This window comes from Pseudomonas lini (assembly GCF_030812475.1).
In the GTDB taxonomy this organism is placed as follows: domain Bacteria; phylum Pseudomonadota; class Gammaproteobacteria; order Pseudomonadales; family Pseudomonadaceae; genus Aquipseudomonas; species Aquipseudomonas lini_A.
On sequence record NZ_JAUSSR010000016.1, the window covers coordinates 42,813 to 56,187 of the forward strand.

Annotated in this window: 14 protein-coding genes; 8 read left to right on the forward strand and 6 right to left on the reverse strand. The window is 59.8% G+C overall.

Annotated features, from left to right (window positions below; genetic code table 11):
* Positions 1–144: 144 nt before the first annotated feature.
* From J2W17_RS26150 to J2W17_RS26165, 4 genes are all read right to left on the reverse strand, one after another.
* Positions 145–1,386, reverse strand: a complete 1,242-nt coding sequence (locus J2W17_RS26150; RefSeq protein WP_307341540.1) for a M16 family metallopeptidase — start codon at positions 1,384–1,386, stop codon at positions 145–147.
* A 133-nt stretch (positions 1,387–1,519) separates the two neighbouring features.
* Positions 1,520–2,134: a 16S rRNA (guanine(966)-N(2))-methyltransferase RsmD gene (gene rsmD, locus J2W17_RS26155; protein WP_307341544.1), complete on the reverse strand. Its 615-nt coding sequence runs from the start codon at positions 2,132–2,134 to the stop codon at positions 1,520–1,522.
* Positions 2,134–3,624, reverse strand: coding sequence for a M16 family metallopeptidase (locus J2W17_RS26160; protein WP_307341547.1), 1,491 nt, complete (start codon positions 3,622–3,624; stop codon positions 2,134–2,136). The genes rsmD and J2W17_RS26160 overlap by 1 nt, the downstream gene beginning before the upstream one ends.
* Positions 3,617–4,972 carry a M16 family metallopeptidase gene (locus tag J2W17_RS26165; protein WP_064680269.1) on the reverse strand — a complete coding sequence of 452 codons (1,356 nt, stop codon included), beginning with the start codon at positions 4,970–4,972 and terminating at the stop codon, positions 3,617–3,619. The genes J2W17_RS26160 and J2W17_RS26165 overlap by 8 nt, the downstream gene beginning before the upstream one ends.
* A 343-nt stretch (positions 4,973–5,315) precedes the next feature.
* Between J2W17_RS26165 and ftsY the strand changes: the two genes are divergently transcribed.
* From ftsY to rpoH, 4 genes are all read left to right on the forward strand, one after another.
* Positions 5,316–6,908, forward strand: coding sequence for a signal recognition particle-docking protein FtsY (gene ftsY, locus J2W17_RS26170; RefSeq protein ID WP_307341550.1), 1,593 nt, complete (start codon positions 5,316–5,318; stop codon positions 6,906–6,908).
* Positions 6,905–7,576: a cell division ATP-binding protein FtsE gene (gene ftsE, locus J2W17_RS26175; RefSeq protein WP_064680267.1), complete on the forward strand. Its 672-nt coding sequence runs from the start codon at positions 6,905–6,907 to the stop codon at positions 7,574–7,576. Before ftsY ends, ftsE begins: the two co-directional genes overlap by 4 nt.
* Positions 7,573–8,595 (forward strand): permease-like cell division protein FtsX, encoded by a 1,023-nt coding sequence (ftsX, locus tag J2W17_RS26180; protein WP_307341555.1) that lies wholly within the window; start codon positions 7,573–7,575, stop codon positions 8,593–8,595. Before ftsE ends, ftsX begins: the two co-directional genes overlap by 4 nt.
* Positions 8,596–8,708: 113 nt before the next feature.
* Positions 8,709–9,563 carry an RNA polymerase sigma factor RpoH gene (gene rpoH, locus J2W17_RS26185; protein WP_007897890.1) on the forward strand — a complete coding sequence of 285 codons (855 nt, stop codon included), beginning with the start codon at positions 8,709–8,711 and terminating at the stop codon, positions 9,561–9,563.
* Between the two features lie 209 nt (positions 9,564–9,772).
* Here the strand turns inward: rpoH and mtgA are convergent, their stop codons facing one another.
* Positions 9,773–10,495 (reverse strand): monofunctional biosynthetic peptidoglycan transglycosylase, encoded by a 723-nt coding sequence (gene mtgA, locus J2W17_RS26190; protein ID WP_307341558.1) that lies wholly within the window; start codon positions 10,493–10,495, stop codon positions 9,773–9,775.
* Positions 10,496–10,569: 74 nt separating this feature from the next.
* On the opposite strand from mtgA, the gene J2W17_RS26195 reads away from it, so the two are divergent.
* The 4 genes from J2W17_RS26195 (at position 10,570) to trmB (ending at position 12,925) form a co-directional block, all read left to right on the forward strand.
* Positions 10,570–10,941, forward strand: coding sequence for a DUF423 domain-containing protein (locus J2W17_RS26195; protein ID WP_307341562.1), 372 nt, complete (start codon positions 10,570–10,572; stop codon positions 10,939–10,941).
* 193 nt (positions 10,942–11,134) lie between these two features.
* Positions 11,135–11,335: a sulfur carrier protein ThiS gene (gene thiS, locus J2W17_RS26200; RefSeq protein WP_007897898.1), complete on the forward strand. Its 201-nt coding sequence runs from the start codon at positions 11,135–11,137 to the stop codon at positions 11,333–11,335.
* Between the two features lie 60 nt (positions 11,336–11,395).
* On the forward strand, positions 11,396–12,190 hold the full coding sequence (locus tag J2W17_RS26205) for a thiazole synthase (RefSeq protein WP_218395306.1): 795 nt from the start codon (positions 11,396–11,398) through the stop codon (positions 12,188–12,190).
* Between the two features lie 9 nt (positions 12,191–12,199).
* A complete protein-coding gene (gene trmB, locus J2W17_RS26210) occupies positions 12,200–12,925 on the forward strand; it encodes a tRNA (guanosine(46)-N7)-methyltransferase TrmB (RefSeq protein ID WP_307341566.1) in 726 nt (241 codons plus the stop codon).
* A 120-nt stretch (positions 12,926–13,045) separates the two neighbouring features.
* On the opposite strand, the gene J2W17_RS26215 is transcribed toward trmB, so the two are convergent.
* Positions 13,046–13,369: a DUF3392 domain-containing protein gene (locus tag J2W17_RS26215; protein WP_307341570.1), complete on the reverse strand. Its 324-nt coding sequence runs from the start codon at positions 13,367–13,369 to the stop codon at positions 13,046–13,048.
* Positions 13,370–13,375: the final 6 nt, after the last annotated feature.

The window sequence follows — 13,375 nt, forward strand, 5'->3', positions numbered from 1 at the left end:
TTAAGACTTCTGAGGTGATTTCGCCGCCATAACGCGTCATACACCCGCCTTATCTCCTTGGCCTTAGCCGGATTCCGCCCGGTGAGCTAAATGACCTCCTTGGCCAGTTGTTCGCGCTTCGCGGTGGCTTCTTCAGTTAGTTGTTCACCCAAGATCGCTTTTCATGGGAAAGATATGCGCGAGACTGGCTCTTTCCCGGGTAAGGTATGTGATAGCGGCCTTTTGAATATCCTCAGGAGTGACACTTTTAATTCGGGTTATTTCAAGCTCGAGAAGTTCCAATGGATAATCCCGTGTTGCCACTCGGCTGATGAGCAGCGATTGTCCAGTCACAGTATCCATGGTGTTTTGCAGGGCAGCGCTGAAGATCTTGATTGCAGGCTCAATTTCGTCGCAGGTAAAAGGTGTTTGCTTGATCCTCTCCAGTATTGTCCACATATGATCCTCAATTTCATCCGGCTGCAAAGTATAACCAAGAGCAAAGCCGAGCATGCCGTCGCCCCGCCCGTACCGGCTACGAGCAACCATCGAAGGAAGATTGGGGTCAAGCTTCAATAGTCGTGCTGGTGCTGAACGTGTAAAAAGTTCTGTCATAAGTTGCAAGGCACTTGCCGCTTGAGGGGCCGTGGTAGTTTCAAGTCCAGGTATGTTAAATATCACTTGCAACATTGGTTGCGGGATATCTTGCTGAGCGGTTATCTGGCGGTAACCAAGTTCCGGGACCGTCAGCACTTGAGTGGCCCGGTTGGGACTACCATGCCTGGCAATCTCGCCGAAGTACTTTTCAGCGAGACGTTTGACCTCGTCAATCGAAACATCGCCGGACACGACCAGCACCGAATTGTTCGGGCCATACCAGTCCTGATGCCAGGATTGCAGCTGCTCAAGCGTTGGCTCAGTGCCCTCAGCTGCACCTGCGGGCGGTAGATAATGGCTTCTGCCCTTATCCGCCAGCATCTCGAGTTGGTGATTGAATCCAAAACGAAGGGTTGGTGGAATCGTATTTTTCTTTTTTCCAAATCTCCAGATTTCCAAATGGCGGCGTAAAACATCTTCCTGGAGGACCTGTCGCATAAAGGAAGACTTTGCCTCGAACGCCATTTCCAAATGCTCACGGGGCAACACTATTCCGTCGAAACCTGTTTCCCTGCCGCCAACGTTTGGCAGTTGTTCGATCGTTTCGTCATCATAGCTATACATGGCATCCAGAACGGCTTCATTGATGCCTTTCTGATGTGGATGTTCATCATCTGAATCTACTTTATATTGGAGGGTCAAACAGGCTTCGGCGGTTCGGTGGTCTTCGTGCACGATGACCCTCTGCCCGTTTTCGAGAATGAACTCGTGAGTGGGCCGAGAGAAAAGTTCAGTGGTAAATACATTCATCCGTTATTAGTCCTTTGCGTCCTGGCGAGTTGTTTCGCAAGTTCACCATGGCTAAAAATGGATGAATGAGCCAAATACTGATTTGTTGCCGTTTGAAAACACCGAACGGATTGTTAGTCCATCCGGATAATATTCAAGCGGGCAGCTCAAGGCTGCGCTGCCACAACGCGTAATACACCCGCCCGGATTTCTGCTCCCGATGCAGGCGCCAGTTCGCTGGCAGGCCAAGCGTCGAAGGCGCGTTTTCGCTTTCGGTGTAGATCCAGGCGTCATTGGCCAGCCACTGACGTTCTTCCAGCAACGTGCACACAGTCGGCAAAAGATTCTGGTTGAATGGCGGGTCGAGGAACACCAGGTCGTAGGCCACCGCCGGCTGGGTTTCCAGATAGCGCAGGGCGTCTGCTGTCTGGACCTGGCCGGTGGTGCAGCGCAGCGTCCCCAGGTGTTCCTTGAGGCTGGACACGGCGAGGTTGCTGGCGTCCAGCGCCTGACCCATGGCCGCGCCACGGGACAGTGCTTCGAGGAACAGGGCGCCGCTGCCGGCGAACGGATCCAGTACCTTGGCTCCGGCGACATACGGCGCGAGCCAGTTGAACAGGGTTTCACGCACCCGGTCCGGGGTCGGGCGCAGGCCCGGGGCGTCGGGGAAGCTCAGCTTTCGGCTGCGCCATTCGCCGCCGATGATGCGCAGTTGATTCACACCGTTATGTACGTTGTGAACGGGTTTTTTCGGGCGGGAAGTGGCCATCAATGCTCCGGAACCCCGAGCGGTTGCTCGGCAGGTTTATCAGAAGGGGCCGGTAACGGCTTTTGCGGCACGGTCGGGCCAGCGCTGACGATGACCAGTTTGTCCGTGCTCAGGTGTTTGTTCAGTGCGGTCTTGACCTGTTCAACGGTCAGGCTCTGGGACTGCTGCATGAAGTCTTCCAGGTAGCTCAACGGCAGGTTGTAGAAACCCATGGCGCCGAGCTGGCCGACGATATCGGCGTTGCTGGCGGTGGACAACGGGAAGCTGCCGGCCAGCTCGCGCTTGGCGTCATCGAGCTCTTTTTCCGTCGGACCGGTCTTGAGGTAGTCGGCGAGTACATCCTGCACCAGTTTCAGTGTGCCTTCGCTCATCTCGGCGCGGGTTTGCAGGTTGATCATGAACGGACCGCGCGCCTGCATCGGGGTGAAGCCCGAATATACACCGTAGGCCAGGCCACGCTTCTCGCGCACTTCGCTCATCAGCCGAGTGCCAAAACCACCGCCGCCAAGGATCTGGTTGCCCATGGACAGCGCCGCGTAATCCGGATCGTCACGGTCAATGCCCAGCTGCGCGAGCATCAGGTTGGTCTGCTTGGACGGAAACTCGATGTGGCCGATGCTGGCTTTCGGTTCTGCCGGTTGCGCGATCTTCGCCAGGGCCGGTCCTTTGGGCAGCGCACCGGAAACCTGTGCGGCAATCGCCTCGGCTTCGGCGCGGGACAGGTCGCCAACCAGCGCTATCACCACATTGCCGGAGGCGTAGGCTTTTTCATGGAACGCCTTCAGTTGCGCCAGGGTGATCGCCGGTACGGTTTTCGCCGTGCCATCGCTGGAATGCGCGTACGGGTGATCGCCGTAGAGCCGATTCATCAGCTCCAGGCTGGCCAGCTTGCCGGGGTTCTGCTTCTGGTATTCAAAACCGGCGAGCATCTGGTTCTTGATGCGCGTGAACGAATCGGCAGGGAAGGTCGGTTTGCCGACCACTTCCGAGAACAGTTTCAGCGCGGGTTCGCGTTTGTCCGGGGCGCTGAGGCTGCGCAGGGACGCCAGTGCCATGTCCTTGAATGCGCCGTTGCCAAAGTCCGCGCCCAGGCCTTCGAAGCCCTGGGCGATGGCGCCGACATCCTTACCTTCCACGCCTTCGTTGAGCATGGCGTTGGTCAGTACGGCCAGGCCCGGCGCGTCGGCGTCCTGGCTGCTGCCTGCGGAAAAGATCAGGCGCAGGTCGAACATCGGCAATTCCCGAGCCTCGACGAATAGCACCTTGGCGCCTTCGGCGGTGTTCCAGGTCTGCACATCCAGCCTGCGGTGGCTGGGCGCCTTGCCATCGAGCTCGGCCAGCGATTGCAGTTTCTGGCTGGCCTTGGCCTTGTCCAGGACCTCGCTGGCCTTTGATTCGTCGGTCTTTGCAAAGTAAAAGGCGGCAGACCCGATCAGTGCGACGGCAACCAGGCCGATCAGGGCCAGGCGCGGTTTTTTACGCTCACTCATGAGTCGTCTCCTGTGGCAGTACATGGGCGACGCTGAGACGTTCGCGGGTGAAGTACAGCTTGGCGGCGTTCTGGATGTCTTGCGGCGTCACGCTTTCCAGGTCGGCCAGTTCGGTGTCCATCAGCTTCCAGGACAGGCCCACTGTTTCCAGCTGGCCGATAGCGGTGGCCTGGCTGGTGATCGAGTCACGCTCGTAGACCAGGCCGGCAATGACCTGAGCGCGTACGCGTTCGAGTTCTTCGGTGGACGGCGCCGTGGTTTTGAGCTGTTCGAGCAGCTTCCACAGACCGGCTTCAACCTCGGCCATGGTTTTGTTTTTCTGGGTGTTCGGTGTTGCCGACAGGGTGAACAGGCTGTCGCCACGGGTATAGGCGTCGTAGCTCGACGAGCCGCCGGACACCAGTTCTTCGCCGCGCTCCAGTTGAGTCGGGATGCGACCGCTGTAGCCGCCATCGAGCAGGGCCGAAATCAGGCGCAAGGCATTCACCGGGCGCTTGTCTTCGGCGGTGGCGATGCTGGGCACATTGAAGCCCAGCATCAGGCTCGGCAGCTGGGTCTGCACGTGCAAGGTGATCTGGCGTTCGCCCGGTTCAGCCAATTCCAGCGGGATTTTCGCCGCCGGCACGTCACGCTTGGCGATCGGGCCGAAGTAGCGTTGGGCCAGGGTTTTGACTTCATCCGGCGTCACGTCGCCCACCACCACCAGGGTGGCGTTGTTCGGCACGTACCAGGACTGGTACCAATGGCGCAGTTCTTCGACTTTCATGCGGTCCAGGTCCGCCATCCAGCCGATGGTCGGCGTGTGGTAACCGCTGGCCGGGTAGGCCATGGCCTTGAACCGTTCGTAGGCCTTGGACATCGGCTTGTCGTCGGTGCGCAAGCGGCGTTCTTCTTTTATCACCTCGATCTCGCGGGCGAACTCGTCCGGCGGCAGGCGCAGGCTGGCCATGCGGTCGGCTTCCAGCTCGAAGGCCACGCCGAGGCGGTCGCGGGCCAGGACCTGGTAATAAGCGGTGAAGTCGTCGCTGGTGAAGGCGTTCTCTTCGGCGCCGAGGTCGCGCAGGATCAGTGACGCCTCGCCGGGACCGACTTTCTCGCTGCCCTTGAACATCATGTGTTCCAGGGCGTGGGACAAACCGGTCTGGCCCGGGGTCTCGTAGCTTGAGCCGACCTTGTACCAGACTTGGGACACCACCACCGGCGCGCGATGGTCTTCGCGCACCACGACCTTCAGGCCGTTATCGAGGGTGAATTCGTGGGTGGGTTGTGGATCGGCAGCCAGGGCCGAAAGGGGCAGACAAACTGTGCTGAGCAGCAGGCCTGCAGCGCGGCGGGCTAGAGCATTCATTCGTTTTTAAACCTTTGGGGCTGCCCGCTTGTTCTTAGCGTCAGCGGGCGAGAGGGTGCTAGGATACTGATCCGTTTTACTTGCGGCCACGCCTATCAGGCCTTTGCGTTTGATCAGGTTGTATGGGTTTGCGGCAAAAGGCTGTGGTTTATCAACTAGACTTTGCTTTTTCGCCGACTTTGCCGCTTCAGTCCTTCGTGAAATCGATTTTGTAAGGTGCCGTTTGCACCCAGATAAAATGTTGCGCGTGAACAAGCTGGATCAATCGCAGTCTGTTCAGCATCGAATATTCATTTGCCGAGGCGCCCGTTGGCGCGTCGCTACTGTGAGATAGCCGTCCTCCATGTTTGGTTCCAACGACGACAAGAAAGCCCCAGCTGCGGCTGGCGAGAAGAAAAGCCTGTTCGGATGGCTGCGCAAAAAGCCGCAGGAACCCGTCGTCGAACAGCCACAGCCACTCCCTGAGCCAACCGCTGCGCCGTTAATCGACGAAAAGCCCGCGCCGACGGTCTTGCCGATCGCCGAGCCGGTGCTGCAACCGGTTACCCAGCCCGAGCCCCGTGTTGCGGCCGACACCGTGCCCCCGTTGCCGCTGACCCCCGCTGCCGAGCCTTGGCTGACATTGCCTGTGGCGGAAGAGCCGGTGGCCTTGGTCGAAGATGAGTTGGCGCCGCACATGGCGCCGCCGATTCCGGCACCGACGGCCTTTGCTCCCGAGCCGGTTCAGCCACCGGTGGTGGCGCCCGCTGTCGCGCCAGTGGTGGTGGCCGAGCCTGTTCCAGTGATCCCGGCACCCGTGGCTCCAGCATTTATTGCTCCGGTTGCTCCAGCTCCTGTTCCCGTTGCTTCGCCGGTTGTTCCTGCCCCGATTCCTGTTGCACCTCCGGTTGCTCCAGCACCCGTCCCTGTTGCTGCCCCGATTGCTCCAGCCCCCGTTCCCGTTGCCGCGGCACCTGTCGTGCCCGTCGAAGCTCCCGCAGAGCCTGTGCGTACCGAAGAAACCAAAGCCGGTTTCTTCGCCCGCCTCAAGCAAGGTTTGTCCAAGACCAGCGCCAGCATCGGCGAAGGCATGGCCAGCCTGTTCCTGGGCAAGAAGATCATCGATGACGAGCTGCTAGAAGACATCGAGACCCGCTTGCTGACCGCCGATGTGGGCGTCGAAGCCACTTCGGTGATCATCCAGCGCCTGACCCAGAAGGTTGCACGCAAAGAGCTGGCGGATGCGAACGCGCTCTACAAATCCTTGCAGGCTGAACTCGCGGCAATGCTCAAACCTGTCGAGCAGCCGCTGAAGATCACCTCGCAGAACAAGCCTTTCGTGATTCTGGTGGTGGGCGTCAACGGTGCCGGCAAGACCACTACCATCGGCAAGCTGGCGAAGAAGCTGCAGCTCGAAGGCAAGAAAGTCATGCTCGCGGCTGGCGACACGTTCCGCGCCGCAGCGGTCGAGCAATTGCAGGTCTGGGGCGAGCGCAACAAGATCCCGGTGATTGCCCAGCACACCGGCGCCGACTCGGCATCGGTTATCTTCGACGCCGTGCAGGCCGCCAAGGCCCGTGGCATCGACGTCCTGATTGCCGACACCGCCGGTCGCCTGCACACCAAAGACAACCTGATGGAAGAGCTGAAGAAAGTGCGCCGGGTAATCGGCAAGCTCGATGCCGACGCGCCACACGAAGTGTTGCTGGTACTGGATGCCGGCACCGGCCAGAACGCCATCAACCAGGCCAAGCAGTTCAATCAGACCGTCGAACTGACGGGCCTGGCATTGACCAAACTCGACGGGACCGCCAAGGGCGGGGTGATTTTCGCCCTGGCCAAGCAATTCGGCCTGCCGATCCGCTACATCGGCGTCGGCGAAGGCATCGATGATTTGCGTACTTTTGAAGCAGAACCCTTTGTCCAGGCACTGTTTGCCGAACGGGAGCGTTCATGATTCGTTTCGAACAGGTCGGTAAACGCTACCCGAACGGTCACGTCGGCTTGCATGAGCTGAGCTTTCGAGTCCGTCGGGGCGAATTCCTGTTTGTCACCGGCCATTCCGGTGCAGGTAAAAGCACCTTGTTGCGGCTGCTATTGGCCATGGAACGTCCGACCACTGGCAAATTGCTGCTGGCCGGGCAAGACCTGGCCACCATCAGCAACGCGCAGATACCTTTCCTGCGTCGGCAGATCGGCGTGGTGTTCCAGAACCACCAGCTGTTGTTTGATCGCACGGTGTTCAATAACGTCGCGTTGCCGCTGCAGATTCTCGGCCTGTCCAAGGCCGAGATCGTCAAGCGCGTGGACTCGGCCCTGGAGCGCGTGGCGCTGTCGGACAAGACCGATCTGTACCCGGGCGATCTTTCTACCGGACAGCAACAGCGCGTCGGCATCGCCCGTGCCATCGTCCACCGCCCGGCCTTGCTGCTGGCGGACGAACCAACCGGTAACCTTGACCCGCGCCTGGCAGCCGAAATCATGGGCGTCTTCGAAGACATCAACCGCCTGGGCACCAGCGTACTGATCGCCAGTCACGACCTGGCGTTGATCGCTCGCATGCGGCATCGCATGCTGACCCTGCAACGTGGCCGATTGATCGGCGACGGGGAGGCCGCCGTATGAGTGCGACACGCAGCCCCAAGGTTTCCGAACGCGTAGCGCCCAAGGGTGCCGACCCGCAACCGCAGAAGAAAAAACGCGACGATGACGACGGTCCGGATTTTGCCACGCTGTTACGCGCCTGGATCGAAAGCCATCGTGCCAGCCTGCTGGATAGCTTGCGTCGCCTGGGCAAACAACCCGTCGGCAGTTTTTTCACCTGCATGGTGATGGCGGTTGCCCTCAGTCTGCCCATGGGCCTGTCACTTTTGCTAGGCAATGTCGAGCGCCTCGGCGGTTCCTGGCAGCGTGCGGCGCAGATTTCCCTTTATCTGCAAATCGACGCCAGTCCGACCGAGGGCGAGGCGTTGCGTGAGCAGATCAAAGGCATGCCTGGTGTCGCGGAGGCCGAATATGTCGGCCGCGACCAGGCGCTGGAAGAGTTCCAACAGCAGTCCGGCCTGGGCGAGGCGCTCAAGGAATTGCCGGACAACCCGCTACCAGGCGTGGTGCTGGTGACCCCTGACGAAGTCGACAAGCCTGCCCTTGAAGCATTGAGACAAAAACTTTCCGAGTTGCCGAAGGTACAACAGGCGCAACTTGATTTAGTCTGGGTCGAGCGTTTGGCGGCGATCCTCAAGCTGGGTGACCGTTTTGTCTTCGGTCTGACCGTGCTTCTGGTTTCTGCATTACTTTTGGTGATAGGCAATACCATTCGTCTTCATATTGAAAACCGCCGCACAGAGATAGAAGTGATTAAACTCGTGGGCGGCACTGACAGCTATGTGCGCCGACCCTTTCTGTATATGGGGGCGCTTTATGGCTTTGGTGCGGGGATTTTTTCATGGGGCGTGCTGGCGTTCGGCCTGGACTGGCTGAACGATGCGGTAGTCGGGCTGGCCGGGTTATACGGCAGTGATTTCGCACTGGCTGGCGTACCGGTTGCCGATGGTCTGTCACTCTTGCTTGGCGCGGTGCTGTTGGGGTATATCGGTGCATGGATTGCAGTCGCACGCCACCTGAGGGAGCTTGCGCCAAAGTAATATCATTTTGCTCGTATTGACCTTTCAGCGTTTATGGGAACTTGTCTTTCGGTTTCCGGTCAATTTTCGCAGTGCTGAACTGCACGAGTTATGTAAGTCGGAGGTTTTTTCGTATGACCAATTCTTTGCAACCTGCATATGCTCTGGTCCCGGGTGCGAACCTGGAGGCCTATGTGCACACGGTGAACAGCATTCCATTGCTGACGCCGGAGCAGGAGCGCGAACTGGCCGAGAGTCTCTATTATGAGCAGGATTTGGGGGCGGCTCGGCAGATGGTGCTCGCCCACCTGCGTTTTGTCGTACATATCGCCCGTAGCTATTCCGGCTACGGTCTGGCTCAGGCTGACCTGATCCAGGAAGGCAACGTCGGCCTGATGAAGGCCGTGAAGCGTTTCAACCCGGAAATGGGCGTGCGCCTGGTGTCTTTTGCGGTGCACTGGATCAAGGCGGAAATCCACGAGTTCATCCTGCGCAACTGGCGCATCGTGAAAGTCGCGACCACCAAGGCCCAGCGCAAGCTGTTCTTCAACCTGCGCAGCCAGAAAAAACGCCTGGCGTGGCTGAACAACGAGGAAGTCCACCGTGTGGCGGAAAGCCTCGGCGTAGAGCCGCGGGAAGTGCGCGAGATGGAAAGTCGCCTGACCGGCCATGACATGGCCTTCGACCCGGCCGCGGAAGCGGACGACGACAGTGCATTCCAGTCGCCGGCCAATTATCTGGAAGACCACCGGTACGACCCGGCCCGTCAACTGGAAGACGCCGACTGGAGCGACAACTCCAACCACAACCTGCACGAAGCGCTGGAAGTGCTGGATGACCGCAGCCGTGACATCCTCTACCAGCGCTGGCTGGCCGAAGAAAAAGCCACGCTGCACGACCTGGCGCAGAAGTACAACGTGTCGGCCGAGCGTATTCGTCAGCTCGAGAAGAGCGCGATGAACAAGCTCAAGTTGTCGATCGCCGCGTAACCGGCGAACGGCAATATAAAAACGCCCCGATCATTGATCGGGGCGTTTTTGTTTGTGCCCAGTTTTCCCGAATTGCCTCTGCCCCCTGTGGGAGCGAGCCTGCTCGCGAAAGCGGTCGGTCATTCAGCTTATATTGTGACTGACCGGACGCCTTCGCGAGCAGGCTCGCTCCCACAGGGGATTTTTGGTGTTCGGGAGATAGCGATCGGTTATTGAGACCAAGGCGCTCGGCGTGAATCGTTGATGCCCACCAGATAACTGTCGCCACCCAGCTGACTCATCTGCTGCCGAATCCACCCCGCCCGCCGAGCTACGTAGTTGGTCGGATGGCTGGCACTCCACACGCGCGGGTTTGGCAGTACGGCCGCCAGCAAGCTCGATTGCTGTCGGCTCAGACCCTTGGCGCTTACGCCAAAGTGATGCCTGGCCGCCGCTTCGGCGCCGAATACCCCTTCATCCCATTCGACGCTGTTGAGGTACACCTCAAGAATCCGCTGCTTGGGCCAAAGCACCTCGATCAGTCCGGTGAACCAGGCTTCCAGACCTTTGCGCAACCAGCTGCGGCCAGACCACAGGAACAGGTTTTTCGAGACTTGCTGGCTCAGGGTGCTGGCCCCCCGGACAGTGCCGCCGAGCTCGTTATGGGCCAGGGCCTTCTGAATCGCGCCAAAGTCAAAACCCCAATGCTCCGGGAATTTCTGATCCTCGCCCGCAATCACCGCGACTTTCAGGTCGTCGGAGATTTCATCCCAGGGCTTCCATGTGCGTTGCAGGTCAATTGGCTCGCCGTCGATCCAGGATTCGATCTTGCGCTCGACCATCAGCGTGGTCCCTGGCGGCGGCACCACGCGGAAAATCAAGACCAGCAGTACACTGCCCCCCGCGAACCAGAGCAGGGCCTTCGTGAATCGTCGCAAAAATATACGCAGCATAGAGATGGCTTGGCCGAACCCGTCGAGCGGGCCATTATACAGACCCTGTGGATCGAGTCTGACTGGAGTTCTTCATGCTGCGTGGCTTTCTGATGCTGGCCGCTTTCTTCGGCTTCACCGGCGTTGCCCTTGGCGCGTTCGCCGCTCATGGCTTGAAAAGCCGTCTGACGCCAGAGTACCTGGCGATCTTCCATACCGGCGTCACCTACCAGCTGGTGCACACCCTGGCATTGCTGGGTGTGGCGCTGCTGGCCACGCAGATCCCCGGTCGCTTGATCACTTGGGCCGGAGCGTCCTTTGCCATCGGCATTGTGCTGTTTTCCGGTAGCTTGTACCTGTTGACCATGACCGGCATCAGCAAGCTCGGCATCATCACGCCCTTTGGCGGCCTGGCATTCCTGGTCGGCTGGTTCTGCCTGGGCCTCGCCGCCTGGCGGCTGGCGTGATCACCTGTAGGAGCGAGCTTGCTCGCGATGGACGTCAACGATAACGCGTGCTTATTGATAAAACGTGTTGCTCTGACGTTTTTCGCGAGCAAGCTCGCTCCTACAGGGGGTGTATTTCAAGACGAATGGCTTGGGTCGCCAAGACTGATCGGGCTAGAATGCCAGCCCCTAAAAATGATGGCGGCCATTCGGTATGCGCATTCAATTGAACGGCGAATCCCTTGAACTGCCCGACGGCGAAACCGTTGCGGCCTTGCTGACCCGTCTGGAGCTGACCGGGCGCCGGGTGGCGGTCGAACTCAATCTGGATATCGTCCCGCGCAGCCAACACGCTGAAACCACGCTGAACGACGGCGATTCGGTCGAAGTGGTTCACGCCATCGGCGGCGGCTAGTCGTCCGGCACCAAAGGGCACAGAATTCTGCAAGAACCTCACCCCTACAGAGGATTTCCCATGAGCATCGTTCGTAGCGACAAGCCCTTCGTCCTGGCCGGTCGTACCTACCAGTCGCGTTTGCTGGTAGGCACCGGCAAGTACCGCGACATGGAAGAAACCCGCCTGGCCATCGAGGCCTCGGGTGCCGAGATCGTCACCTTCGCCGTGCGCCGCACCAACCTCGGCCAGAATCCGGGCGAACCGAACCTGCTCGAAGTCCTGTCGCCGGAGCGCTACACCTTCCTGCCGAACACCGCCGGTTGCTTCGACGCTACCGAGGCTGTGCGCACCTGTCGCCTGGCCCGTGAGCTGCTCGGTGGCCACAACCTGGTGAAGCTGGAAGTGCTGGCGGACCAGAAAACCCTGTTCCCCAACGTGATCGAAACCCTCAAGGCCGCCGAAGTGCTGGTCAAGGAAGGTTTCGACGTGATGGTCTACACCAGCGATGATCCGATCATCGCCCGCCAACTGGCGGAAATCGGCGTTATCGCGGTGATGCCGCTGGCCGGTCTGATCGGCACGGGCCTGGGGATCTGCAACCCGTACAACCTGCAGATCATCCTCGAAGAAGCCAAGATTCCGGTGCTGGTGGACGCCGGTGTCGGTACCGCTTCCGACGCCACCATTGCCATGGAACTGGGCTGCGAGGCGGTGCTGATGAACTCGGCCATCGCCCATGCCCAGCAGCCGATCATGATGGCTGAAGCCATGAAACACGCGATCGTCGCGGGCCGCCTGGCCTACCTCGCCGGGCGCATGCCGAAAAAACTCTATGCCAGCGCCTCCTCGCCGCTGGATGGTCTGATCAAGTAAGAGCCATTGATGACTGAATCGAACGAAACGCCTATCCAGACGGAAGAAGGCGAAGAGCGCCAACACCGCCGCATCAAGAGTTTTGTGATGCGCGCCGGGCGCATGACCGAAGGCCAGCAGCGCGGTCTGGACCAGGGCACGCCGCTGTTCGTGCTGCCATTGGCCGATGCGCCGGTGGACTTCGATCAGGTATTCGGCCGTTCGGCACCGCGCTCGCTGGAGATCGGTTTCGGCATGGGCCATTCACTGCTGGAAATGGCCGCCGCCTCGCCGGAACAGGATTTCATTGGCGTGGAAGTGCACCGTCCGGGGGTTGGCGCGCTGCTCAATGGCGTGCTGACCCAGGGGCTGACCAATCTGCGGGTCTACGATTGCGATGCGATCGAAGTGCTCAACCGTTGCGTGGCCGACAACAGCCTCGATCGCCTGATGCTGTTCTTCCCCGACCCGTGGCACAAGAGCCGCCACCACAAGCGTCGTATCGTTCAGGCGTCGTTCGCTGAGCTGGTGCGCAGCAAGTTGAAGGTCGGCGGGGTGCTGCACATGGCTACCGATTGGGAGCCCTATGCCGAATACATGCTGGAAGTGATGAATGTCGCGCCGGGTTATCGCAACCTGGCCGAAGACGGCAAGTGCGTCCCGCGCCCGACCGAGCGCCCGATCACCAAGTTCGAACGCCGTGGCGAACGGCTTGGGCATGGCGTGTGGGATCTCAAGTTCGAAAAACAGTCCTGAGCCCTACGCCACACACCTGTAGGAGCCGGCTTGCTGGCGATGGAGTGTCAGACACATCAATATTGACTGACACCCATCGCCAGCAAGCCGGCTCCTACAGGTTTTTTTGCGTGTCTAAAATCAGCGGCGGTCTGCGACCACGCCGATCAGCACCAGCACCACCAGCAATACCGGCGCCAGGCTGTAGTTGTTGAACTGGCTCAGCCCCTTGATGATCCACGGCGTGGCGTAGATCAGCGCCACGCCGCTGCCGACCATGCACACCAGGGCCATCAGCGGCACGCGCAAGGCGCCGGCGATGCTGCCCAGGCGTTGTTCGACCCAGCCTTTGATATCCGCGCCAAACAGCACCAGCAGGCAGCCTACCAGGGCCAGGGCGATTTCCGAGAGATTGCTGCGACTCCAGCGGGACGCCGTGGCGAGCAGGTCGAGTACCAAGTCCATTCGATT

Excerpts from the sequence above, each read along its gene's own strand:
- J2W17_RS26150 (WP_307341540.1), bottom strand. The coding sequence starts at position 1,386 with ATGAATGTATTTACCACTGAACTTTTCTCTCGGCCCACTCACGAGTTC.
- rsmD (WP_307341544.1), bottom strand. The coding sequence starts at position 2,134 with ATGGCCACTTCCCGCCCGAAAAAACCCGTTCACAACGTACATAACGGT.
- J2W17_RS26160 (WP_307341547.1), bottom strand. The coding sequence starts at position 3,624 with ATGAGTGAGCGTAAAAAACCGCGCCTGGCCCTGATCGGCCTGGTTGCC.
- J2W17_RS26165 (WP_064680269.1), bottom strand. The coding sequence starts at position 4,972 with ATGAATGCTCTAGCCCGCCGCGCTGCAGGCCTGCTGCTCAGCACAGTT.
- ftsY (WP_307341550.1), top strand. The coding sequence starts at position 5,316 with ATGTTTGGTTCCAACGACGACAAGAAAGCCCCAGCTGCGGCTGGCGAG.
- ftsE (WP_064680267.1), top strand. The coding sequence starts at position 6,905 with ATGATTCGTTTCGAACAGGTCGGTAAACGCTACCCGAACGGTCACGTC.
- ftsX (WP_307341555.1), top strand. The coding sequence starts at position 7,573 with ATGAGTGCGACACGCAGCCCCAAGGTTTCCGAACGCGTAGCGCCCAAG.
- rpoH (WP_007897890.1), top strand. The coding sequence starts at position 8,709 with ATGACCAATTCTTTGCAACCTGCATATGCTCTGGTCCCGGGTGCGAAC.
- mtgA (WP_307341558.1), bottom strand. The coding sequence starts at position 10,495 with ATGCTGCGTATATTTTTGCGACGATTCACGAAGGCCCTGCTCTGGTTC.
- J2W17_RS26195 (WP_307341562.1), top strand. The coding sequence starts at position 10,570 with ATGCTGCGTGGCTTTCTGATGCTGGCCGCTTTCTTCGGCTTCACCGGC.
- thiS (WP_007897898.1), top strand. The coding sequence starts at position 11,135 with ATGCGCATTCAATTGAACGGCGAATCCCTTGAACTGCCCGACGGCGAA.
- J2W17_RS26205 (WP_218395306.1), top strand. The coding sequence starts at position 11,396 with ATGAGCATCGTTCGTAGCGACAAGCCCTTCGTCCTGGCCGGTCGTACC.
- trmB (WP_307341566.1), top strand. The coding sequence starts at position 12,200 with ATGACTGAATCGAACGAAACGCCTATCCAGACGGAAGAAGGCGAAGAG.
- J2W17_RS26215 (WP_307341570.1), bottom strand. The coding sequence starts at position 13,369 with ATGGACTTGGTACTCGACCTGCTCGCCACGGCGTCCCGCTGGAGTCGC.